The organism is Pedobacter fastidiosus (assembly GCF_014306625.1).
GTDB classification, from domain to species: domain Bacteria; phylum Bacteroidota; class Bacteroidia; order Sphingobacteriales; family Sphingobacteriaceae; genus Pedobacter; species Pedobacter fastidiosus.
Window position 1 is genome coordinate 350,911 of record NZ_JACRYL010000001.1, and the last position, 22,614, is coordinate 373,524.

Genomic DNA, 22,614 nt, shown 5'->3' on the forward strand with positions numbered 1-22,614 from the left:
CTTTACATCAGATAACAACAACAACATTAAAATATTAAAATAATTTATCATGAAAGCTCAATACACTAATAAAATTGCTAAGAAAACTGTTTTTATTTACAAAAGCGTTAAAGAACAAAATAATTTTGTTACCAATCCAATTAGCGATCAAAGCCAGACTGTAATCACAAACGCAACCTTTAACGTTAACTTTTAATCTACTTATATTATGAAAGCTCAATACACTAACAAACTTGCTAAAAAAACTGTATTCGTTTATAAAAGCGTTAAAGATCAAAATAATTTCGTTACCAATCCAATTTCTGATCAAAGCCAGACTGTAGTCACCAACGCAACTTTTAACATTAACTTCTAAGTCGATTTACATCATGAAAACTCAAAATATTAAACTTGCCAAAAAAACTATTTTCGTTTATAAAAGCGTTAAAGATCAAAATAACTTCGTTACCAATCCAATTTCTGATCAAAGCCAAACAGTGGTAACCAACGCAACGTTTAACGTTAATTTCTAAGTCGATTAATATTATGAAAACTCAAAATATCAAACTTGCTAAAAAAACTGTTTTCGTTTACAAAAGCGTTAAAGATCAAAACAACTTTGTTACCAATCCAATTTCTGATCAAAGCCAGACTGTAATTACCAACGCAACATTTAATCTTAATTTTTAGAATAATAGAATAATAATAATATATTAGTCGATATATTATGAAAGCTCAATCATCTAAACTGACCAAAAAGACTGTTTTTATTTATAAAAGCGTTAAAGATCAAAACAATTTCGTTACCAATCCAATCTCTGATCAAAGTCAGACAATGATCACCAACGCCACTTTCATCTTAAATTTTTAGTGCTACTGACTCCTGTTAGATTTTAGCAAACTATTCTGAACATAAGCGAAAAAAGCTTCTTTATAACCTTCGCCAATCTGTATCATCTCGTTATTTACCAATCTAATAATATTACCATCAACTTTCTTAATTGCCGACTTAGCAACAATGTTTGATTTATTCACACGAATAAAAGCATGAGTCTCTAAAGCTTTCTCAATCTCCTTTAAAGTAAGGTAGGTAGTATGAGTTTCGCCCTTAGTAATAATCTGAATATAGTTTTGTAATGCTTTGATGTAAAGAATCTCATCAATGGCGATGTTAGAAAACGCATATTTATGATCGCCTTTAATGTATAAGGCCGCAACTTGATCTGCATCTTTAGTCGCATTTTTTACATTATTAGCTTCTTTCTTCAAAATTCTGTCTATACCAAGTGCAAATTTCGCAAACGAGATGGGTTTGAGTAAGTATTGATCTGATTGAACATCAAAAGCTTGAAGAGCATAATCTGGATGAGCTGTTGTAAAAATTAGGTATTTGGCTTTTTCCCTAATATTTTTTGCTAATTCTATACCGTTAATACCAGGCATATCAATATCCATAAACAACAAGTCGATTTCATCGTCGGCACTAATTTCGGTTAAGGCTTGTATGGGACTAGTAAAGGTTTTGAATAAGTTCAGACCTGGCATTTCTGCTATGTGGTCAGTTAAAACCTCAATCGCATGTTGTTCATCGTCAATAACAACGCATTTTAGATTCATGTTTTATATTAATATGTAAGTTTGGAATGATTTTAACGCAAGTTAAATAAAAAAAGAATCTCTTTAACTAGGTGTTAGAAAAAATCTTAAATCCTTTTTGTCTAATAATCACCACTGTTTCGTGTAATAATCCCTAAGGTTGATGTAAAAAAATAATTGTTGCAATTGATTTTATTAACCTTTATACTGTTTGCCAAAAACAAATAATTGGATAATTTAAACGACAACGTAAAATTTTTCGATTAAAAACAAACATCTACCTGCCCAATCTTGTGTAGCCTGTAGAAATAAAATTAAACAGGCCATACAATACTGGGTTCTTTAAAAGTAAATTTTTGGTTTAAAAGCAAATACACATAAGAAACTAGATCACCTTAAAAGATAATAATTATGGAACTTAAAGACGAAATCGGGCAATTTGCCGTACGGATTAAGAAAATGCTTCCTACAGTTCAAACAGAAGATTCTACTCGGAACGCATTAGTTATGCCTTTTATACAGATTTTAGGTTTTGATCCATCTGAAGTTCAATCAGAAGCCGTTTTAGATTTTGGCGTTAAGAAAAGCAAAAAGGTAGATTACACAATTATGAAAGATGGCGAACCAACTATTTTGGTAGAGTGCAGACATCATGATGAAAACCTTGATATTCACGATTCTCGTTTATCTAAATATTTCCGTAAAACGAAAGCTAAATATGGTTTATTAACCAATGGTTTGGTTTACCGCTTTTACACAGAGAAAATGGTAAAAAGCAAAAAGAATTCAGAGCCCTTATTCGAATTTAAAATTACGGATACCAAAGCAGCAACTATCGCCAAAATGATCGAAGAACACAAAGATTATTTTAATGTAGAAGCTAAAGATGATCAAATTGCCAGCTAGACTTTATCTAACCTAATATAGAAAAACCCCTCAAAATTAATATTTTGAGGGGTTTTTTATTAATTAAAACTTCTGACTATTAAATAATCAAAAGTTTAAACCTTAAATTAACTCAACGCTTCTGCTTACAAACGCAGTTAACTCTGCACCTGTTAACATACCCTGAGCCAATAAAGCTAAATCTATCGCTTGCTTAGCCAAATTACTTTGGTCTTCACCTTCAGCTTTTAAAATTTTGCTTACTAATTTATGGTTTCCATTAATGGCAACTTTATAGCTATCTGGCATTTGGCCGTAAAAGCCCATTCCGCCACCCATTGCAGCCATGTCTTTCATACGGCGCATAAACTCATCCATCGTAATCGTAACCGGTAATTCTTCAGGATGTAAAGCCACAACTTCTACCTGCATACCTGGTTTGGTAATCGCTTTTTCGAAAATTGCAGTTACTTCTTTTACTTGATCTTCCGTTAAAACGTGTTCATTAACTTCATCTTTCTCAATCAATTTATCAGCAACGCTAGAATCAACACGTTTGATTGTAGTTTTATCCAACTTTTGCTCTAACTGATTAATGAAGTGGTTATCAATCGGAGAATCTAAAACCAAAACATCATAGTCTTTTTTGTTTGCCGATTGAATGAAAGCATCTTGTTTCGAAGCATCATTGGTGTACAAATAAACTACTGTTCCGTTTTTATCCGTTTGCAAAGGCGCAACTTTTTCCGCGTATTCTGGTAAAGTAAAAAGCTCATTTTTGGTATTTCCAACTAAAGCAAAATCTTTTGCCTTATCGTAGAATTTATCTTCGCTAATCATTCCATATTTCACGAACATACCAATGTCTTTCCATTTGTTCTCGTATGATTTACGATCTTTTACAAAAAGTTCGCCCAATTTATCGGCAACCTTTTTGGTGATGTAACTGTTAATTTTCTTAACGTTGCTATCAGCCTGCAAGAAACTACGCGATACGTTTAATGGAATATCTGGCGAATCAATTACACCATGTAGTAACATTAAGAATTCTGGAACGATGTCCTTAACCTCATCCGTAATAAATACCTGACGAGAGTATAGCTTGATTTTGTTGCGCTGCATCTCGAAGTCGTTTTTCAACTTAGGGAAATACAATACACCAGTTAAATTAAAAGGATAATCAACATTTAAGTGAATCCAAAATAATGGTTCTTCGCTAAAAGGATATAATTCTCGGTAAAAGCTTAAATAATCCTCATCTGACAAATCTGCAGGTGCTTTTGCCCAAATCGGATTAGTAGTGTTGATGATGTTATCAACCTCAACATCGTTGTATTTTGCTTTGCCTTCTTCATCAACACCATCTTCTACAGATTCTGTTTTTGTACCAAACTTAATTGGAACAGGTAAGAATTTGGCGTATTTATCAAGAATTTCCTGTAGTTTCGATTCCTCTAAAAACTCTTCAGAATCTTTGTTAACGTGAATAATAATATCTGTACCACGGGTGGTTTTCGTGCCTTCGGTAATTTCGAATTCTGTACTACCATCACAAACCCAACGAGCAGGTTCTGCACCTTCTTGGTAAGATAAAGTTTGAATTTCAACTAAATCTGAAACCATAAAAGCAGAGTAGAAACCTAAACCGAATTTACCAATAATCTCATTGGCATCTTTCGCATCCTTAAATTTCTCTACAAACTCACTTGCGCCAGAAAATGCAACTTGGTTAATGTATTTTTTAATTTCTTCGGCAGTCATACCCAAACCATTATCGCTAATGGTAATGGTTTTTGCTTCTTTATCAACAGCAACTTGCACCAAAGGCTGGCCAATTTCTCCGTTAAACTGTCCTAATGAACTTAGTCTTTTAATTTTCTGAACCGCATCTACTGCGTTAGAAACCAACTCACGAAGAAAAATCTCGTTGTCAGAGTATAAAAACTTCTTAATTATCGGGAAAATATTCTCGGTATGTATCGAGATGCTTCCTTTTTCTTGTATGCTCATATGTAAATAAATTGTTTAATCTATAACCTGCATAACAAGGGTTGTTCCAAAGCACTTTATTTGCCAAAATGACAGGAGGTTTTGGGAAGAGGATTTGAAAATTACCCTATCGGTTGGTGTCTCACCGACCGAAATCATAAGCCTTGGTTCGTGTCTCCACGAACCAACAATCGACAAACTAATTAATGAATAATGCTTCATCAAACAGGAACGATTTACATGAACGGTCGTCATCCTCAGCTTGACTGGGGGATCTGTCCTCACCAACTGAAACATTTACCCTATCGGTTAGTGTCTCACCGACCGAAATCATAAGCCTTGGTTCGTGTCTCCACGAACCAACGATCGACAAACTAATTAATAAACAAGGTTCATCAAACAAGAACGGTTTACATGAACGGTCGTCCTCCTCAGCTTGACTGGGGATCTGTTCTCATAAGCCTTCGCCTATATCGGTTGGTGTCACACCGACCGAAATCATAAGCCTTGGTTCGTGTCTCCACGAACCAACGATCGACAAACTAATTAATGAACAATGCTCATCAAACAGGAACGGTTTACATGAACGGTCGTCCTCCTCAGCTTGACTGGGGATCTATCCTCATAAGCCTTGGTTCGTGTCTCCACGAACCAACAAATCGATAAACTAATTAATGAACAATGCTTCATCAAACAGGAACGATTTACATGAACGGTCGTCATCCTCAGCTTGACTGGGGATCTGTCTTCATTTAACGAAACATAAATCTATTTTTTGGAAAGCAAAACCTGTTTTTCAATTAATGTTAGTCCCGCTTTTCGCTTTAGCCCCGATAGAAAAAATCGGGGGCTGTCGCTTCAATCTGGTTAGGAAATAAGGTATTGTACTTTTTTTACAGGTTGTGAATCATAATATGGTGTTATTTAATTCAATTATAATCCTATCGTCTAGTGTCCCCACTGAATGAAACTTAATTCTATATCATATCAAATTCATCTTCTCCATAAGCCAGTTCAATATCAATAAACTGAATAATGAGTGAGCAAATATTTTCATCCACATCAAAGCCATAATAAACGGGGTAGGTGCCATCACCAAAACCGCTCTGAAAAAATGGAATGTTATAGGTTGTTCCGGGAATTTGCCAGTTAATCCAATCACCACCTTCGCGTTGGTAAGTTGGATTTTCAGAATAATTTTTAGCAAAAAGTTCTGCAAAATAATCATCATAAAGGTTCTTGCCTGGATTTTCTAATTGAAACTTATCTTGAAAGGCGCAAAAATGTTTAAGGCTTTCTCGATCTAAAACGCAACCCAAACCGGCATCAACATTGAAACCAAAAAACTCGCCCTCATTAAATTCTTTTAAATCTTCAATCCCAATTAAAGCTTCCTCAAACCTCACAGCATCATAAGCTGTAAATTGAACTTTAACCGCGGCATATCTTGCACAGTCTCCGTCCTCATCAGGCACTACTATACACGCAGTTACAGGAAATTCTCCCGTCGGAACTTTCAACGTGTATGGTTGAGCATCTTGTTGTATGAAAACCAATGGATCTCTAACCAAAATTTCTCCCGTTGGAATGGATACACTACCCAATTCTAAATGATCTAGCTTTTTGCCTGATATTTCTTGAGTTTCAAAATAATCGTTCAAATCACTCGGGCAAGCTAATAATGCTTTTTTTTCTTGCCAAATTTTTAGCCATTCTGCAGTTGGAGTCATAGAGACAGATTTTAAATAATATGCTTACCCAAAGGAATTATTTAATTTTTAATTATCAAAATAAAATTGCCTCGTTTCATTCCTTTAGTAAAACCTAAATATATAAGCCTTGTTTGCGTCTCCACGAACCAGCAATCGGCAAACTAAATAATAAACAATGCTCATCAAACAGGAACGATTTACCTGAACGGTCGTCCTCCTCAGCTTGACTGGGGATCTATACTCACCGACCGAAACATGAATCTCATAGTTTATCAATCAAGAACGATTCACCTGAACGGTCGTCATCCTCAGCTTGACAGGGGATCTGTCTTTACCGACCGAAACATGAATCTACCAAAAATCGACAAGCAAATTAATGAACAAAAATGGTACGTGGAGAAACGAACCATGGCTTAAGGTGGCAAGATTTTTCTATCGGTTCGTGTTTAACTTAGCAAAACATAAATATATGAGCCTTGGTTCGTGTCTTCACTAACCAAAAATCGACAAGCAAATTAATTAACCAGGTTTATCAAACAGGAACGGTTTACCTGAACGGTCGTCATCCTCAGATTGACTGGGGATCTGTCTACACCGACCGAAACATAAATCTACCAAAAATCGACAAACAAATTAATGAACAAAAATGGTTCGTGGAGACACGAACCATGGCGTAAGGAGGTAAAATTATCTACAAACCAACATCTCAATTCAAATAAAGAATAAAACCAAAAAAGCCAAGAAACTTGTCGAATCCTGGCTTAATATCTTGAGTTAAATTTATTAATTCATTAAATAAGTTTCATCTTGCTCTAAAGAAAGAATCTTGCTTATTTTCTTTAACAATACATCCATTTGGAAAGGTTTTGAAAGGAAATCATCCTGACCATAATTTAAGGTTGTAAAATCTTTAGGATCATATAAGCCAGAAATCAATAAAATTGGAATTTGAGATGTACTCTCTATCGATTTTAACTGCTCACACAAAACGCGACCATCGATATGGCCAAGGGAAATATCCAGTAATAATAAATCTGGCTTAAAAGTTTCAATTCTGTTAAAAACTTCTTCACCATCGCTAAGTGCTGAAACTTTAAAGCCACCTATTTCTAATATTAATTGTATGGTTTCTAAAACCTCAATGTCATCATCAACTACCAGTATTCTCTTCATATGTTCTGTGCAATTTTTGTGTGTTGTTACTTATAACACTATTGCGGGTTGTTATGTTTACAATCTTAAGAATATTTTAACAATAAATTTATATTTACCATAAAAAGGTTGTGCAGTTTAAATGGCCTGCTTTACAATACCTTCTTTTTGTAAAATAAAATTGAAAAGTTCTTCGATTGGTTTTTGTAAAATTTTGCCAGATTCTATTCCGTTTTCGGCCAAAACCTGTTTTAATTCATCTTGATAATAGTAAGCAATTGAACCTACAAAATGACAGGGAACTTTTTTATGACGAGGGTAATCCTTAACATTTGTGTCTACAAATTCTTGAAAGCCTGTTTTTAATAATTCCTGAATGAAAGGATGATTTTTATGGTTGGCCATGAAACGGCTGAAGCCCGCTAAGTAGATATTGGGAAAGGGCTTTTGATAAACGTTGGTAATAATCTGTTCTTTTTCGGTTGGAAAAGCCTTTTTAAATTCAGAAGATAAATCGGAAGGCATTTTTTTATAGAGATAACTCAATAAAACCTTCTTGCCGAAAAATGTTCCCGAGCCCTCATCGCCCAAAACATATCCTAAACCGTGGTGACCATCGTGAATTTTTTCGCCATCGAAATAACAAATGTTTGATCCTGTGCCTAAAATGCAATTTAAACCCTCGGCATCGCCACAGGTTGCATAAACCGATCCAAGCAAATCATGATCCACAGAAATAAATGCATTGGTAAAAACTTCAGAAAGCCCGTTTGATACCACTTCATGTTTATCTGGAGAGGAACATCCAGCTCCAAAAAAGTAAATTTCTTTAACTTCTTCGGCATATTGCATAACCGTCTCATTTTTCGAAATCAGTTTAGTTATCTCCTGCTCACTTAAAAAATAAGGGTTTATTCCAGGAGTATTAAACTTAATGGTTTCACCATTAAAATAACCCATCCAATCGGTTTTGGATGAACCACTATCTGCAACAAGTATCATGGACTAAATATAAAAATTAATTGGTTAAATTTATATTTCCGCTGATTTCTTTCAACGTTGTTTCTGCAAGTTTAGCTTGATATTGCATTTCGATGAAACGATTTTTTGCATCGATTGCGTTTCTCTGCGCCTCTCTTAATTCTAGCGGAGCAATGCTCCCTAAACGGTATTTTGCAAGTGTGATATCTAAGTTTTCTTTAGCGATGTCTACATTTCTTTGCTCGAGTTTTACCAAATCTAAATAAGTACTATAGTTTTGATAGGCTGAAAGCAATTGTGCATTAACATCAAGCTTGGTCTTACTCAACGTAAGCAATGAATTGTCTATGTCGATTTTAGCATTGCGTTCCTGTTGGCGTTGCAAAAAGCCGTTAAAAATATTTAAGCTTGCTGTTACTCCATAAGTAAAACCATTTGCAGCAAACTTTTGGTTAAAACCTGTTGGGCTCGTACTGTTTGCCCTGCTATAACCAGAATTTAAACTTACTGCCGGATATCTTGCTCCTCTAACTGATTTCAGCGTTAAGGATGCAATTCTTTGGTTAATAAATGCATTTTGAACATTTGGATTTTGCTTTTCTGCTATTTCTGCCAACTGACTATAAACTAGGCTTCCATCTACACCAATAGAATTAACAACAGTAAAGTTGGTGCTAATTTCTCTAACCATTAACTGGTTTAAGCGTACTTTGGCAATTTGCAGTTCGTTTTTAGTTTGCAGGTAATTTGAGGTATCCGTATTGTAATCTACCTGAGCGGTCAATACATCTAGCTTAGAACCACGACCCAATTCCAGCTTTGTTTTTGCAATTTGCGTTCTTAAAACAGAAACATCCATTGCGCTATCCGCAGCAATTACAAGTTGCTGTTGCCTCACCACATCATAATAAGCAGTAATCACATCAGAAACTGTGGTTAAAATAGTTAAACGCGAATTTAATTCACCTTGTTTTTGCAGTTCTTTCAATCTGTCATAATTGGCGAACATGGTAAAACCATCAAAAATGGTCCAGTTTAAATCGGCTCCCAAACTGTTATTGGTGCTTTTTGCTCCTTTTATTACTCGATCCTCTCCAGTTACCGGCGTTTGTCTGGTATTCTGAATACTTCCTCCATTTGTATAACTAGCAGCAACATTTGGCAACATACCTGCATTGCCAATGGTTGCATTATTTTTTGCAATATCGATGTTGTTCTTGCTTATTTTAATGTCGTAATTATTTTGAAGCGCAATTGAAATTGCATCTTGCAAACTGAGTTGTTCTTGGGCAAAAGCCGAAAGCGAACATAAATTCAGCAATACTATAAATAGGTTTAATCTTTTGCTCATGTTATCTATTTTGATCCCTCCAATGCTTCATGTTCAAAACGCTCGGCTTCTTTTAAATCCTTATTTGGTTTGTACGGTTTAGCCCAGTATGAATAAATTGCTGGGATTACAAAAAGGGTTAAAATCAACGAAAATAATGTTCCGCCAACAATAACGGTTCCCATACTCATTCTGCTTTTTGCGGCTGCACCTAAAGCCAACGCAATAGGTAAGGCGCCAATTGCAATGGCCAAACTTGTCATTAAAATTGGTCGTAAACGAGAAACCGCAGCTTCGCGAATGGCTTCGGGAATTGGAATACCTTTTTCTTTAAGCTGGTTGGCGAATTCTACAATTAAAATACCATTTTTGGTTACCAAACCGATTAGCATAATGGTACCAATCTGACTGAAAATATTCCAACTTTGACCACATAACCAGAGCGATAAAAATGCCCCGGCAACCGCCATTGGCACCGTTAAAATAATAATAATTGGATCTTTAAAACTCTCAAACTGTGCCGATAGAATTAAATAAACCAATAACAACGCTAAGCCAAAGGCGAAAAATGTGTTTGAAGAACTTTCTTTAAAATCTCTAGATTCACCACTTAAATCAGTCGAAAAACTTTCATCCAAAACCTTTTTTGCAATGGCATCCATCGCGTCAATTCCATCACCAATACTTTTTCCCGGCGCTAAACCTGCAGAAACCGTAGCTGCAATAAAACGGTTATTTCTGTACAATTGTGGCGGACTACTTTCTTCTTTTGCCGTAACCAAATTATCCAGCTGAACCAATTCCCCACTATCATTCCGAACATAAACCGAACTTAAATCCAAAGGATCTTTCCGGTCACCACGATCGAACTGTCCAATAACCTGATACTGCTTTCCATTCATAAAGAAATACGAAAACCTTTGCCCACTTAAACCAAGGTTTAAGGTTTGCGCAATTGCAGCGATGGAAACACCAAGGTTTTTAGCTTTATCTCGATCAATAGTTAAGTTAATTTCTGGTTTATTAAACTTCAGGTTTACATCCGAAGTGGTAAATGTCGGGTCTTTTGAAACCTCATCCATAAACAATGGAACTTTCTCTCTCAGTTTCTCGAAATTTTGAGCCTGAATAATATAACTAATAGGTAAACCACCTCTACGACCAACAGAAATGGTGGGTTGCTGATTTACAATCGTTTTTCCTTCGGTATATTTTTTAGTAATTTTTGTAAGCTGATCAGCAATTTGCTGTTGGGTTCTTTCTCGATCTTCGGGATCGACCAAGCCCATGCGCAAAAATCCAGAGTTTACAGAACCTGATCCTCCAAAACCTGGTGAAGTAATGGTAATGTTTACATTTTTTTCGGGAACCGAATCGATAACTAATTGATTCAGTTTCATGATAAACTTGTCTGTATAAGCGAAGGAAGCGCCTTCTGGTGTGGTCACATTAATGTTAATTGCACTTCTATCATCATAAGGAGCGGTTTCTTTTGGAAGAATTTTCCAAAAGAGAAAAATCAAGCCCATACAAACCAAAATAATTGGAATGGATAACCATCTTTTATCTAAAAACTTATTTAGATTGGTTTCGTAACCGTCGTTCAGCTTAACAAAATAAGGCTCTGTCCAGTTGTAGAATTTTGAAGGCTTGTGTCCACCTTTTTTCATCAGATAAGCGTTAAGCATTGGCGTTAACGTAAGCGATACAAAAGCAGATACCAATACGGCTGCGCCAATTACAACCCCGAATTCCCTAAACAGTCGCCCAACAAATCCCTGTAAAAATATTACTGGAAGGAATACGGCAGCAAGCGTAATTGAGATGGAAATAACAGCGAAAAAGATTTCATTTGAACCTTTAATTGCAGCCTCAAACGGCGACATTCCTTCCTCAACTTTCTTAAATATATTTTCCGTTACCACAATTCCATCATCCACTACCAAACCCGTGGCCAAAACAATTGCAAGTAAACTCAATACGTTAATGGAGAATCCAAAAGCGTACATAATAAAGAATGTAAAAATTAAGGAAACTGGAATATCGATTAACGGTCGGAAAGCAATTGCCCAATCTCTAAAGAATAAATAGATAATCAGAATTACCAAGATAAGCGATAAACCAATGGTTTCGGCTACTTCGGTTACCGAACGTTTAATAAATAGGGTAGTATCTAAAGCAACTTTAAGTTTAATATCCTGCGGGATATCTGCTTTTAACTTATCAAAACGCTTATAAAATTCGTTACTGATATCTAGATAATTTGCGCCAGGCTGAGGGATAATCGCAACGGCAACCATCGGTCTGCCAGATTCTCGTAAAATGGTTTCTTCATTTTCAGGACCTAAAACTGCGTAGCCAACATCCTTTAATTTGATTACCTGATTGCTGTCCGTTTTTAATATTAGGTTGTTAAACTGCGATTCGTTGGTTAGTTTACCGAGTGTTTTAACAGTAAGCTCGGTTGTTGCGCCGGTAATTTTTCCTGATGGCAATTCAACATTTTCATTATCTAGCGCCGTTACAATATCTTGAGAAGTTAAACCATAAGCACTTAACTTATTCGGATCCATCCAAATCCGCATGGCATATTTTCTTTGTCCTTGAATTTGAACACTACTAACACCCGGAATGGTCTGAATACGATCGGCAATAACATTTTCAGCAAAATCACTTAATTCTAGTGTATTTCTTTTATCGCTCTGGATGGTCATCGATAAAATCGCATCCGAATTTGCATCAGCCTTACTTACGGTTGGCAAACCATCAATATCTTTAGGGAGCGTTCTTGCTGCCTGCGAAACTTTATCGCGAACATCGTTGGCGGCTTCCTCGATGTTTTTATCAAGATTAAATTCGATGGTAATATTACTGGTACCCTGATTACTTGAAGAGGAAATATTACGAATTCCATCAATCGAGTTGATTGATTTTTCTAAAGGTTCGGTAATCTGCGATTCTATAATATCTGAGTTGGCTCCGGGGTAAGATGTTCTCACAGAAACCACTGTTGGATCGATAGATGGATACTCACGGACGCCCAAAAAGTTATAACCGATTATCCCAAAAAGGACAATCATTAGGTTCATAACAATAGCAAGAACCGGTCTTTTTATACTGGTGGTCGAAATACTCATACTTATTGTTTAACCAAATGAACTTTTACCGGAGCGTCTTTTTTCAATGCCATTGATCCTGTTGTTAAAACAGTGTCGCCAACTTTTAAGCCAGAGGTTATCACAATGTTTTCGTCTGTACGGGTTCCTGCTTCAACTTTTACTTCCTGTGCCTTTCCGTTTTTTTGGATGTAAACAATTTTTCCTTTTAAAACAGGAACAACTGCTTCATTTGGAATTAGAATAGCATCTATTAATGTATTTAATGCCAGTTTTATTTTAGCGAAAGATCCTGGTAGCAAAGCATTATCTGCATTTGATGCTAGCGCTCTAATTTGTAGAGTTCTTGTTGTGGCATTAATTCCTGGCTCAATTGCATAAACTTTTCCAATGTTTTCTTTTGAAGAACCATCAGTAGTAAAGGTGATTTCTGAGTTCACTTTTATCTGCCCAGCATATTTTTCTGGTACTGAGAAGGTAACCTTAATTGGGTTTGTGCTTACTAAATTTGCAATTGTAGTTGCGGGAGTTAAATACGTACCGGCTGAAATATTTCTTAAACCAACTCGTCCGGTAAATGGTGCACGGATTGTAGTTTTTGCCAGTTGCGCTCTAATTAATTGCGATTGTGCCTGTAAAGATTTTAAATCTGCTAAGGAAGTATCGTACTCTTCCTGACTGATTGCTCCTTTTGCCAAAAGTTGTTTAGCCCTATTTTCGTTTGTTCCAGATAAGCGTTGTTTAGTTAAGGCTTCTTGCAGTTGAGCCTGAATATCTAAATCGTTAACTTTTACTAAAACGCTTCCTTTTGAAACGGTTGAGCCTTCTTTGAAAAAGATTCCGGTAACCAATCCAGAAACTTCACTTTTCAATACAACAGATTCATTGGCATCAATTGCACCAGTAATTTCTAAGTCGTTATCAAACGAAACAGGTTTTACTATAATCCCATCAACTACTAAAGGTGCAGATTTTCCACCTTTTCCGCCTTTGGCCTGTCCGGCACCCGCTCCACCTTTACCTTCTATTTTTTTGTTTGCGCTAATGCGATAATAAACTAAATAAGCTAGCCCAAGCGCTAGAATAATGTAAAAAATATACCTTTTCTTCATGTATTTGTGTGTGTATTGCCTTTCAGAACATCAATATATTAAGAAATGTTCCAAAAATAGTCTGTAAAAATATTCAATTTGTTTAACCTTAAATTCGTTGTATTAAGGATGTTACTAAATTGCTTGTAAGTAATTAGTTAGAAATATAAACGCGTTAAGCTGAAGTTCAAGCACCGATTTTATAATCTTTTGAGTAAAATTTATCTCTCAATTCGCATTTAAATTTTAAAGGATGGAGAGAAACTATAAATTTGTTGCAAAACACCATCAATATGTTTATTAGAAAATCAATTTTAAGTTTAGTTTTATTACTAACGTGTATTATGGCAGCGAAGGCGCAGGTAAAAATAGGTTTCGAGGTTTCCTTTAAAGAACCGCAGGCACATTATGCCGAAGTTCAGATGAATATTTCTGGTTTGGTTAAAGATTTTGTGGATGTAAAAATGCCAGTTTGGACTCCAGGTTCATATTTGGTTCGTGAGTTTGAAAAAAGTGTAGAAGAATTTAAGGCTACAGCATCTGGCAAAGCTGTTAGAGTAGAAAAGGTAAGAAAAAATACTTGGAGAATCTTTTCGGCGAAGGCTGCAAATATTCAAATCAATTATCGTGTATATGCATTTGAAATCTCCGTACGTACGCCTTTTATCGATGAATCTCATGCCTTTTTATCTCCAACGGGAATTTTCATGCATCCTGATGGAATGATTAAATCGCCTAGTACAGTTAAAATTGTTCCCTTTAAAACATGGAGCAAAGTTTCTACAGGCTTAACTCCAGTTGCTGGCGAAAGCTTTACTTATAAAGCAACTGATTTTGATATTTTATATGATAGTCCTATTGAAGTGGGCAATCAAGATGTTTTCGAATTTATGGCTTCGGGTGTTCGCCATGAAGTGGCTATGTATGGTGGTGGAAACTACGATAAAGAAAAACTAAAGGTAGATATGGCTAAAATTGTAGAACAGGAAACTGCAGTTTATGGCGAAAATCCCAATAAATACTACCTATTTATTGTGCATAATTTTGCTCGCGGTGGCGGAGGTTTAGAACATTTAAACTCCACTACTTTAGGCGCAACAAGAGATGCCTACAATACGGATAAAGGTTACAATGGCTTTTTGGGATTGGTTGCGCACGAATATCATCACCTTTGGAATGTTAAACGTTTGCGTCCGGTTGCTTTAGGTCCGTTTGATTATGATAATGAAAATTATACAACCAATTTGTGGGTTGCTGAAGGTTTTACTTCGTATTACGAAAATAAATATATGTACAGGGCTGGTTTTAACGATGCAAATACTTTTGTAAATGATTTGGCTGGTGGCGTTGCTGTCGTTTTAAATACACCGGGTTCGAAATATCAATCTGCTTCGGCTTCTAGTTACGATGCATGGATTATTGGTTACCGCCCGAACGAAAATTCTAAAAACAATTCAATTTCTTACTATAATAAAGGGGAGGTAATTGGAATTTTAATGGATTTGGAAATCATCAACGCTACAAAAGGCGCTAAAAGTTTGGATGATGTTATGAAAGCCATGTATTTACAATGCAAAACTTTAAAACGCGGTTATACCGATGCAGAATTTAAAGCGATGGTAGAGAAAGTTTCAGGCATTAGCTTTACCAATTTCTGGGCAAAATATGTTAATGGAGTAGATGATGCTGAATACGTTAAATATTTCGGCTATGCTGGTGTAGATGTTTCTACAGAAAATGCAACCCCTGGAAAGCCCGTAACTGGCGCAAGTGGCCAATTAAGCAACAGTGGTTTGGTTGTAACTTCTGTTACAAGAAATTCTGCAGCTTGGGTTGATGGATTAAATGTTAATGATGAAATTGTTTCATTAGATGATGTTTCTATTAACGATGCCTTATATACCATCCGACTAAAAAGTCCTTTGCTTTCTTTGGATATTTTACCAGTTGTGGCTAAAAAGAATATTGGTGAGGTGTTAAAAGTGAAAATTAAACGCGATGGAATTGATAAGGAATTATCTTTAACACTAAGGGAAAATCCAAGTGTTCGTTTAAAGGCAACAATTAACGAAAATGCAACACCAGCTCAAAAGGCGATATTTAAGAAATGGGCAGGTAAATAGAAAAACTAAAATTTCTGTTGCATAAAAAAACCGATGAGAATTGTTTTCTCATCGGTTTTTTTATTGGTATGTGAATTGAGCAACAATTTTTTTGTGACTTTTTGGGGTAAATTCTCAACGTTTTTAATCCCGATTTTTTAATATTTCCCCAATAATCAACAAAAATAAAAGGAATGGTATGTTTTTGCCAACTAAACAGATTGGCTTAGTTTTTGGGTATATTAAACTGCCAAGGTTTTTTCTTGAGAGTGTTAATTTATTTTGGCATAGAACAGTTTTACATCCAAAACATTAAACTGTTTGTTTATTTAGATTCATCATTAGATAGCGTTGGGCTTGTATTGCTTTCCGGTTATACGCCAACGCTATTCTTAATGGTGATGTTTATGATTGAATATTTATAAGCAAAAAAAAATCCCGCACCTAATTGCTACGAGATTCTATAAATTCTTATTTTATCTTGGCCTAGAAAGTATATCTAAAACCTAAACCAAATCTTCCAGCATTAAAGTCGCTATCATTGCTGCCAATGTATAATCTTGGTCTCCAATCTAAAGCCAATGCCAAAGGTGCACCACTAAATTTGTAATCCAAACCAACCATTGGTACTAAATAAAAACTAGAACCTCCATCATAAAGTTGTACTGATGGACCACCACCTAAATACCAATCAAGTCCTTTAGCACCAGAAATTGGAGCATTGTACTGTAAAAAGGCTTGCAAAATAGTCGAGTTACCTCCAAATAAAACCTCACCTTGTAAAGCTGCGTTTCTGCTAAAGTGATGTCTAATCGAAGGTCCAACCAGAGTAGCACCATCACCAAAATCTATACCTAAGCCTAAGCCTGTTTTGTAATTCTGAGCTTTTACACTTGTTGTAGTCATTGCAAACAATGCTACACAACCAAAAATAGTAAAGATTAATTTTTTCATAATTTGTAATTTATAGGATGTAATTGTTAAAAGTTTTCAACTAAACAACTTTTGTGCCGTTTATGTTTTTTAGGTAAAAATCTTAATTGATAAAAACAATGCTTGCATAGTAATTTTGTAATTGCTAAGTTTATTTAAAAATTAAGGCATAAAATTTAGGATTAGCATTACAAAGCAGAACCGAGATTTTCAAACACAAAAAAACAGAGTGGATTACGTCTTTATGTTTGATTTTTTTAACTTAACCAAATATTATAAATTATATGGCTGCAGAAATTACACGGGTTTTCGATCTCTTAAAATTTAGTCTTGAGCAACCTAAAGCAGAATTCATCAGCGGGAAAATTAAAGGAAAGTGGCTAAATTATAGTACACAAGATTTTTGTAACGCAGTAGATTATTTAAGCCGTGGTTTAATTAAGCAAGGAATTGGTAAAGGTGGCCGAGTTGCGGTAATGTCTCACAACAGGCCCGAATGGAATATTGCAGATTTTGCTGCCAATCAAATCGGTGCATACCAAATTCCATTATACCCAACCCTTGCAGAGCACGATATTCAGTTTATTTTAAAGGATGCAGAAATCTCTATAATTTTTGTTGCTGATGAAGAAATTTATAAAAAAGTAAAGCCATGTGTGGATGTGGTAAATCCCAGCATAAAAATTTATAGTTTCAGCGAGATTGATGGTGCAGAAAGTTGGACTAATTTACTAGAAGATGGTAAAGCAAGTAGCGAAATAAATCTGGATGAATACCGTGATAAAATCGAGCCTGAAGATATTCTTACCTTAATATATACATCGGGCACGACAGGCACGCCAAAAGGAGTAATGCTAACGCACCATAATTTGGTAGCAAATTTTGTGAACTCTGCCGTTGTAATGCCCGAAGGTGTGCATAAAGGCTTAAGTTTTTTGCCTCTTTCGCACATTTTCGAGCGGATGATTATTTATCTATATCTTTTTAATCATACCGCTGTTTATTATGCAGAAAGTATGGATACCATTGTTGCGGATATTCAACAGGTTAAACCAAATGCATTTTCTACCGTTCCACGCTTATTGGAAAAGGTTTACGATAAAATAATGGAGAAAGGAAAATCTCTAACAGGAATTAAAAAGGGGATTTTCTTTTGGTCGGTTGCTTTGGCCGAAAAATATACCCTTGATGCAGGAGCTTGGTATAATTTTAAATTAGGCATTGCCAGAAAATTGGTTTTCAAGAAATGGCAAGAAGCTTTGGGTGGCGAAATTGTGGTAATTGTATCTGGAGGAGCGGCTTTAAATCCTAGATTGGCCAGGATTTTTTGGGCAGCAGGAATGCCAGTTTTCGAAGGCTACGGTTTAACCGAAACCTCGCCGGTTATTACGGTAAACCATTTTGGTGGAACAATGTTCGGTTCTGTTGGGGAAGTTATAAAAGGTGTTGAGGTAAAAATTGCCCAAGATGGGGAAGTTCTAACCCGCGGACACCAAGTAATGAAAGGTTATTATAATCGTCCAGATTTAACAGATGAAGCAATAGACAAAGAAGGCTGGTTCCATACAGGTGACATTGGGGAATTGGTAGAAGGTCGCTTTTTAAGAATTACAGATCGTAAAAAAGAAATGTTTAAAACGGCTGGTGGAAAATATATCGCACCGCAAATGCTTGAAAATAAATATAAAGAATCTATTTTTATTGAGCAGATTATGGTTTTGGGAGAAAACAGAAAATTCCCTTCAGCTTTAATTGTTCCTAATTTTGAAACGCTTAAAACTTGGGCCGGTCGTAAAGGCATTACATTTACAACGAACGACGAAATTATTAAAAACGAGCAGGTTTTAACAAAATATACTGAAGTGATTGAAGCCGCTAGTGTTGGCTTTGGTAAATGGGAACAAGTGAAAAGATTTGCTTTGTTGCCTAAAGAATGGAGTATAGATGGTGGAGAACTTACACCAAAATTAAGTTTAAAAAGAAAAGTAATTACTGAAAAAAATAACGCAGTAATTGAAAAAATATATAAGGATGCAGAAAACTATAAAGCACCAAACTAGTTACAAAATATTATCAGTTTATCTTATTGCGGTAGCTTTTTTATCTGGTTGCGCAAGTGGGCAATTGGGAAAAAACAATAGTGGTGAATACAGAAATGGAATGGTGGTTTCTGCCCATCCAGAAGCATCAGAAGTTGGAATAGAAATATTAAAAAAGGGAGGCAATGCGGTTGATGCTGCGGTTGCAGTTCAATTTGCACTTGCTGTTGTCTATCCGAATGCTGGTAATATTGGTGGAGGTGGTTTTATGGTTTATCGCGCTGCTTCTGGCGAGGTAAATACTTTAGATTTCAGAGAAAAAGCAGCCCAATCTGCAAGCCGAGATATGTATTTAGATTCGGCAGGGAATCCCATAGTGGATAAAAGTTTATATGGCCATTTAGCTTCGGGCGTTCCCGGTTCGGTTGATGGAATGGTGGAAGCGCATAAAAAATATGGTAAACTTTCTTGGGCTCAAGTTGTTCAGCCAGCAATTGATTTGGCTCAAAATGGATTCAAAATCACCAAAAGGCAGGCAACTGAATTAAACAGTCTTCATCAAAAATTTATGCAGTTTAATCCAAATGGAACTGCTTTTGTGAATTTGGAAAGCACTTGGCAGGAAAACGACTTGCTTGTACAAAAAGAATTAGCGAATACACTAAAGTTGATTCAAGAAAAAGGTAGAGCTGGGTTTTATGAGGGTGCAGTTGCTGATTCTATCGTCGCAGAAATGCAACGTGGAAATGGGTTAATCAATAAAGAAGATTTAAAGAATTATCACGCAGCATGGCGTAAAGCAATTACTGGTGAGTATAGAGGGTATAAAATTATTACTATGCCACCAACATCCAGTGGCGGAATCGCATTGATTCAATTGCTTCAGTCTGTAGAGCCTTACCCACTAAAAAAATGGGGACATAATGCCGATTCTACAGTGCAGGTAATTGTTGAGGCTGAAAGAAGAGTTTATGCAGATCGAGCCACCCACTTAGGAGATCCTGATTTTTATGCAGTTCCGCAGATGGAGCTTACTAATCCAGCGTATAATAAAAACAGAATGGCGAGTTTTACATGGGCTTCGGCCACACCAAGTAGTTCTGTTTTAGCAGGAGAGGTTAAGGGAAAAGAACACGAAGAAACCACACATTATTCTATTGTAGATCGCGAAGGCAATGCCGTTTCCATCACCACAACTTTAAATGGTTCTTATGGATCTTTGGTTGCCGTAAAAGGAGCAGGGTTTTTATTAAATAACGAGATGGATGACTTTTCTGTAAAGCCAGGGGCACCAAATATGTACGGTTTAGTTGGCGGCGAAGCTAATGCTATTGCTCCAAATAAAAGAATGCTAAGTTCTATGACCCCGAGTATTGTAGAGAAAGATGGAAAATTATTTATGGTTGTAGGTACACCTGGGGGGTCTACCATCATCACGTCTGTTTTTCAAACCATTATAAATGTAATCGATTTTGATATGTCTATGCAATCTGCAGTAGCAGCGAAGAAATTTCATCATCAATGGCTGCCAGATGAAGTGTATGTAGAAAAAGACGCTTTAGACAGTTTGACTACACAAAAACTAAAATCAAAGGGGTATGTTATCAGTCCTCGAGGAGCAATTGGACGTGTTGATGCAATCCTTAAAACTAAATGGGGCTACTATCAAGGTGGTGCAGATCCACGTGGCGATGATAAGGCCATTGGCTACTAATGTGAAAAAGTTAATAAGTATTTTAAGTATTGCATAATTTTGGTATGACGATTGCATAGAGTGGGCAACGCTTACTTACGTTATTTAAGAAATTATGAAATCAAAATTATTCAAAGCATTACCAGTTGCATTAGCTGGTTTATTTATTGGATCGGTAGCTCAAGCTCAAGAGCCAACAACAACAAACACAACAAGTTTAAGATCATGGTCTATTGGCGTTAACGCTGGTGTACTTACCCCACTTTCTCCGCTAGGAGGTAAAAACGATTTTAGTAATAACAAATCGAGTTTAGGTTACGGTCTTTACGTTAAAAAACAATTTACGCCTTATTTCTCTTTACGTTTAGATGGAGTTAGAGGAAAATTAAAAGGTGATAATACAGAAGCTTTTGAAAGCGGAGCTGTTAACAATTCACCAGTTAAAGCCTTTGATACTCAGTTAGAGTACTCTGGAACTTTAAGTGCTGTTGTTAATATGTTTAACATCGACATGTTTAAAAAAGAAAATGCATTACAACTTTACGCTTCTGCAGGTGCAGGTTTAGCAGGTTACAAACCAACCATTACAACAGCTACAGGTACAACTTTATATGCTGGTGATAAAACTATCAGCGAATTAATTATTCCAGTTGGTTTAGGTGCAAAATTCAAAATCTCTGATGCTGTAAATTTCGATTTAGGTTGGACAATCAACTTTGTTGATGGAGATAACTTAGATGGTTACTACAGAGGATCGAACGATAAATACAACTATGCTTATGCTGGTTTAGAGTTTGCATTAGGAAGCGGAAAACAATTGGCTTTCCACAATCCGGTAGCTTTAACTTATGATGAAGCTTTAAAAGCAAAACAAACTGCTGACGGTTTAAAAGCTGATTTAGATGCTCAAAAATCTGAAAATGCTAAATTACGTTCAGATTTAAACAACCTATTAGCTGATGCTGATGGTGATGGTGTTGCTGATAAATTGGATAAATGTCCAGGTACACCAGCAGGTACTGTTGTTGATGGTGCAGGTTGCCCATTAAAAGTTCCAGCTCCTCAAATTACTGAAAAAGTAATCGTAACAGAAGCAGATCGCGCTGTAGTTAAAGAAGCAATTAAAAATTTAGAATTCGATTTAGGTAAAGCTACAATCCGCTCTAAATCTTTCGCATCATTAAACAGAGTTGCTGCATTATTAATCGAGAAAAACTTCAGCTTAAAATTAGCTGGTCATACTGATAACACTGGTTCTAAAGAATTAAACTTACGTTTATCTAAAGACAGAGCAGAATCAGTAAAAGCATATTTAGTTTCTCAAGGTGCAAATGCATCTCGTATTGAAGCTACAGGTTATGGAATGGGTCAACCAATTGCAACTAACAAAACTGCAGCTGGTCGTCAACAAAACCGTCGTGTAGAATTTACAATTTACTAGTCAAATCTAGTTTTGAAATAGAGCGTCCTGATGAAAATCAGGACGCTTTTTTTGTGACAAAAAATAATTAATTTCTCCTTGCATTAACAAAATACATTTATTAGCTTTGTTATGCAAGCATAATAAAATTAACCAAATGAAGCAACAACAAACATTAGATTACCACGTCAAGTTTGCCTGGCAAAATATGTTTAATAAGTACAATCAAATGGCATCGAGCTTTGGGATAACTCAAGCTATCGGCTATATGCTTATTAATATCAATGATGATGAAGGTACTGCTGTTTCAAACTTAGCTGGCTTGCTTGGTGTTAAAGCAACGAGTTTGTCTCGCATGTTAAACAACATGGAAGATGCCAAGTTAATCTATCGCGAAACTTCCATAGGTGATAAACGTTCTGTTAAAGTTTTTTTAACCGATTTTGGAAAAGAAAAAAAGCACTTGGCCAAAGGTGTTGTTCGTAAATTTAATGAATATCTCGATGAGCATTTCTCGAAAAAGGAAAAAGAGACTTTCATTAATCTCTTGATAAAACTAAATGATATAACTGTAGCATATACTGTTGATTAATAAA

19 protein-coding genes are annotated in these 22,614 nt (G+C 35.8%); 10 read left to right on the forward strand and 9 right to left on the reverse strand.

Annotated features, from left to right (window positions below; genetic code table 11):
* The first annotated feature begins 49 nt into the window (after positions 1–49).
* Genes H7U22_RS01495 through H7U22_RS01510 form a run of 4 tightly spaced genes read left to right on the forward strand, consistent with a single transcriptional unit; the run spans position 50 to position 669 of the window.
* Positions 50–196, forward strand: a complete 147-nt coding sequence (locus H7U22_RS01495; protein WP_187069569.1) for a hypothetical protein — start codon at positions 50–52, stop codon at positions 194–196.
* A 12-nt stretch (positions 197–208) separates the two neighbouring features.
* On the forward strand, positions 209–355 hold the full coding sequence (locus tag H7U22_RS01500; protein ID WP_187069570.1) for a hypothetical protein: 147 nt from the start codon (positions 209–211) through the stop codon (positions 353–355).
* Between the two features lie 13 nt (positions 356–368).
* Positions 369–512, forward strand: a complete 144-nt coding sequence (locus tag H7U22_RS01505; protein ID WP_187069571.1) for a hypothetical protein — start codon at positions 369–371, stop codon at positions 510–512.
* A 13-nt stretch (positions 513–525) separates the two neighbouring features.
* Positions 526–669, forward strand: a complete 144-nt coding sequence (locus tag H7U22_RS01510) for a hypothetical protein (protein ID WP_187069572.1) — start codon at positions 526–528, stop codon at positions 667–669.
* A gap of 183 nt (positions 670–852) precedes the next feature.
* Here H7U22_RS01510 and H7U22_RS01520 read toward each other — a convergent pair whose 3' ends face one another.
* Positions 853–1,596: a LytR/AlgR family response regulator transcription factor gene (locus H7U22_RS01520; RefSeq protein WP_187069574.1), complete on the reverse strand. Its 744-nt coding sequence runs from the start codon at positions 1,594–1,596 to the stop codon at positions 853–855.
* 390 nt (positions 1,597–1,986) lie between these two features.
* Between H7U22_RS01520 and H7U22_RS01525 the strand changes: the two genes are divergently transcribed.
* Positions 1,987–2,481, forward strand: coding sequence for a type I restriction enzyme HsdR N-terminal domain-containing protein (locus H7U22_RS01525; protein ID WP_187069575.1), 495 nt, complete (start codon positions 1,987–1,989; stop codon positions 2,479–2,481).
* 102 nt (positions 2,482–2,583) lie between these two features.
* Here H7U22_RS01525 and htpG read toward each other — a convergent pair whose 3' ends face one another.
* The 7 genes from htpG to H7U22_RS01560 all read right to left on the reverse strand — a co-directional run bounded on the left by htpG (position 2,584) and on the right by H7U22_RS01560 (position 13,852).
* On the reverse strand, positions 2,584–4,470 hold the full coding sequence (gene htpG, locus H7U22_RS01530) for a molecular chaperone HtpG (protein ID WP_222621774.1): 1,887 nt from the start codon (positions 4,468–4,470) through the stop codon (positions 2,584–2,586).
* Positions 4,471–5,426: 956 nt separating this feature from the next.
* Positions 5,427–6,179: a DUF4241 domain-containing protein gene (locus H7U22_RS01535; RefSeq protein ID WP_187069576.1), complete on the reverse strand. Its 753-nt coding sequence runs from the start codon at positions 6,177–6,179 to the stop codon at positions 5,427–5,429.
* A gap of 765 nt (positions 6,180–6,944) precedes the next feature.
* Positions 6,945–7,334 carry a response regulator gene (locus H7U22_RS01540; protein ID WP_109925170.1) on the reverse strand — a complete coding sequence of 130 codons (390 nt, stop codon included), beginning with the start codon at positions 7,332–7,334 and terminating at the stop codon, positions 6,945–6,947.
* Between the two features lie 117 nt (positions 7,335–7,451).
* On the reverse strand, positions 7,452–8,315 hold the full coding sequence (locus tag H7U22_RS01545) for an N-acetylglucosamine kinase (RefSeq protein WP_248284646.1): 864 nt from the start codon (positions 8,313–8,315) through the stop codon (positions 7,452–7,454).
* Between the two features lie 16 nt (positions 8,316–8,331).
* Positions 8,332–9,645, reverse strand: coding sequence for a TolC family protein (locus tag H7U22_RS01550; protein WP_187069577.1), 1,314 nt, complete (start codon positions 9,643–9,645; stop codon positions 8,332–8,334).
* A 5-nt stretch (positions 9,646–9,650) separates the two neighbouring features.
* On the reverse strand, positions 9,651–12,761 hold the full coding sequence (locus tag H7U22_RS01555) for an efflux RND transporter permease subunit (protein WP_187069578.1): 3,111 nt from the start codon (positions 12,759–12,761) through the stop codon (positions 9,651–9,653).
* 2 nt (positions 12,762–12,763) lie between these two features.
* Positions 12,764–13,852, reverse strand: coding sequence for an efflux RND transporter periplasmic adaptor subunit (locus tag H7U22_RS01560; RefSeq protein ID WP_187069579.1), 1,089 nt, complete (start codon positions 13,850–13,852; stop codon positions 12,764–12,766).
* 272 nt (positions 13,853–14,124) lie between these two features.
* On the opposite strand from H7U22_RS01560, the gene H7U22_RS01565 reads away from it, so the two are divergent.
* Positions 14,125–15,954, forward strand: coding sequence for a M61 family metallopeptidase (locus tag H7U22_RS01565; protein WP_187069580.1), 1,830 nt, complete (start codon positions 14,125–14,127; stop codon positions 15,952–15,954).
* A 465-nt stretch (positions 15,955–16,419) separates the two neighbouring features.
* On the opposite strand, the gene H7U22_RS01570 is transcribed toward H7U22_RS01565, so the two are convergent.
* Entirely contained in the window at positions 16,420–16,887 is a 468-nt protein-coding gene (locus tag H7U22_RS01570; RefSeq protein WP_187069581.1) for a hypothetical protein, read from the reverse strand.
* A gap of 263 nt (positions 16,888–17,150) precedes the next feature.
* Here H7U22_RS01570 and H7U22_RS01575 point away from each other — a divergent pair, with 263 nt between their 5' ends.
* From H7U22_RS01575 to H7U22_RS01590, 4 genes are all read left to right on the forward strand, one after another.
* Entirely contained in the window at positions 17,151–18,926 is a 1,776-nt protein-coding gene (locus tag H7U22_RS01575) for an AMP-dependent synthetase/ligase (RefSeq protein WP_187069582.1), read from the forward strand.
* Positions 18,898–20,619: a gamma-glutamyltransferase gene (ggt, locus tag H7U22_RS01580; protein WP_187069583.1), complete on the forward strand. Its 1,722-nt coding sequence runs from the start codon at positions 18,898–18,900 to the stop codon at positions 20,617–20,619. The genes H7U22_RS01575 and ggt overlap by 29 nt, the downstream gene beginning before the upstream one ends.
* Positions 20,620–20,713: 94 nt before the next feature.
* The gene (locus H7U22_RS01585; protein WP_187069584.1) at positions 20,714–22,039 is read left to right on the forward strand and encodes an OmpA family protein; all 1,326 of its coding nucleotides are present in this window, start codon (positions 20,714–20,716) and stop codon (positions 22,037–22,039) included.
* Between the two features lie 136 nt (positions 22,040–22,175).
* Positions 22,176–22,610: a MarR family winged helix-turn-helix transcriptional regulator gene (locus H7U22_RS01590; protein WP_187069585.1), complete on the forward strand. Its 435-nt coding sequence runs from the start codon at positions 22,176–22,178 to the stop codon at positions 22,608–22,610.
* Positions 22,611–22,614: the final 4 nt, after the last annotated feature.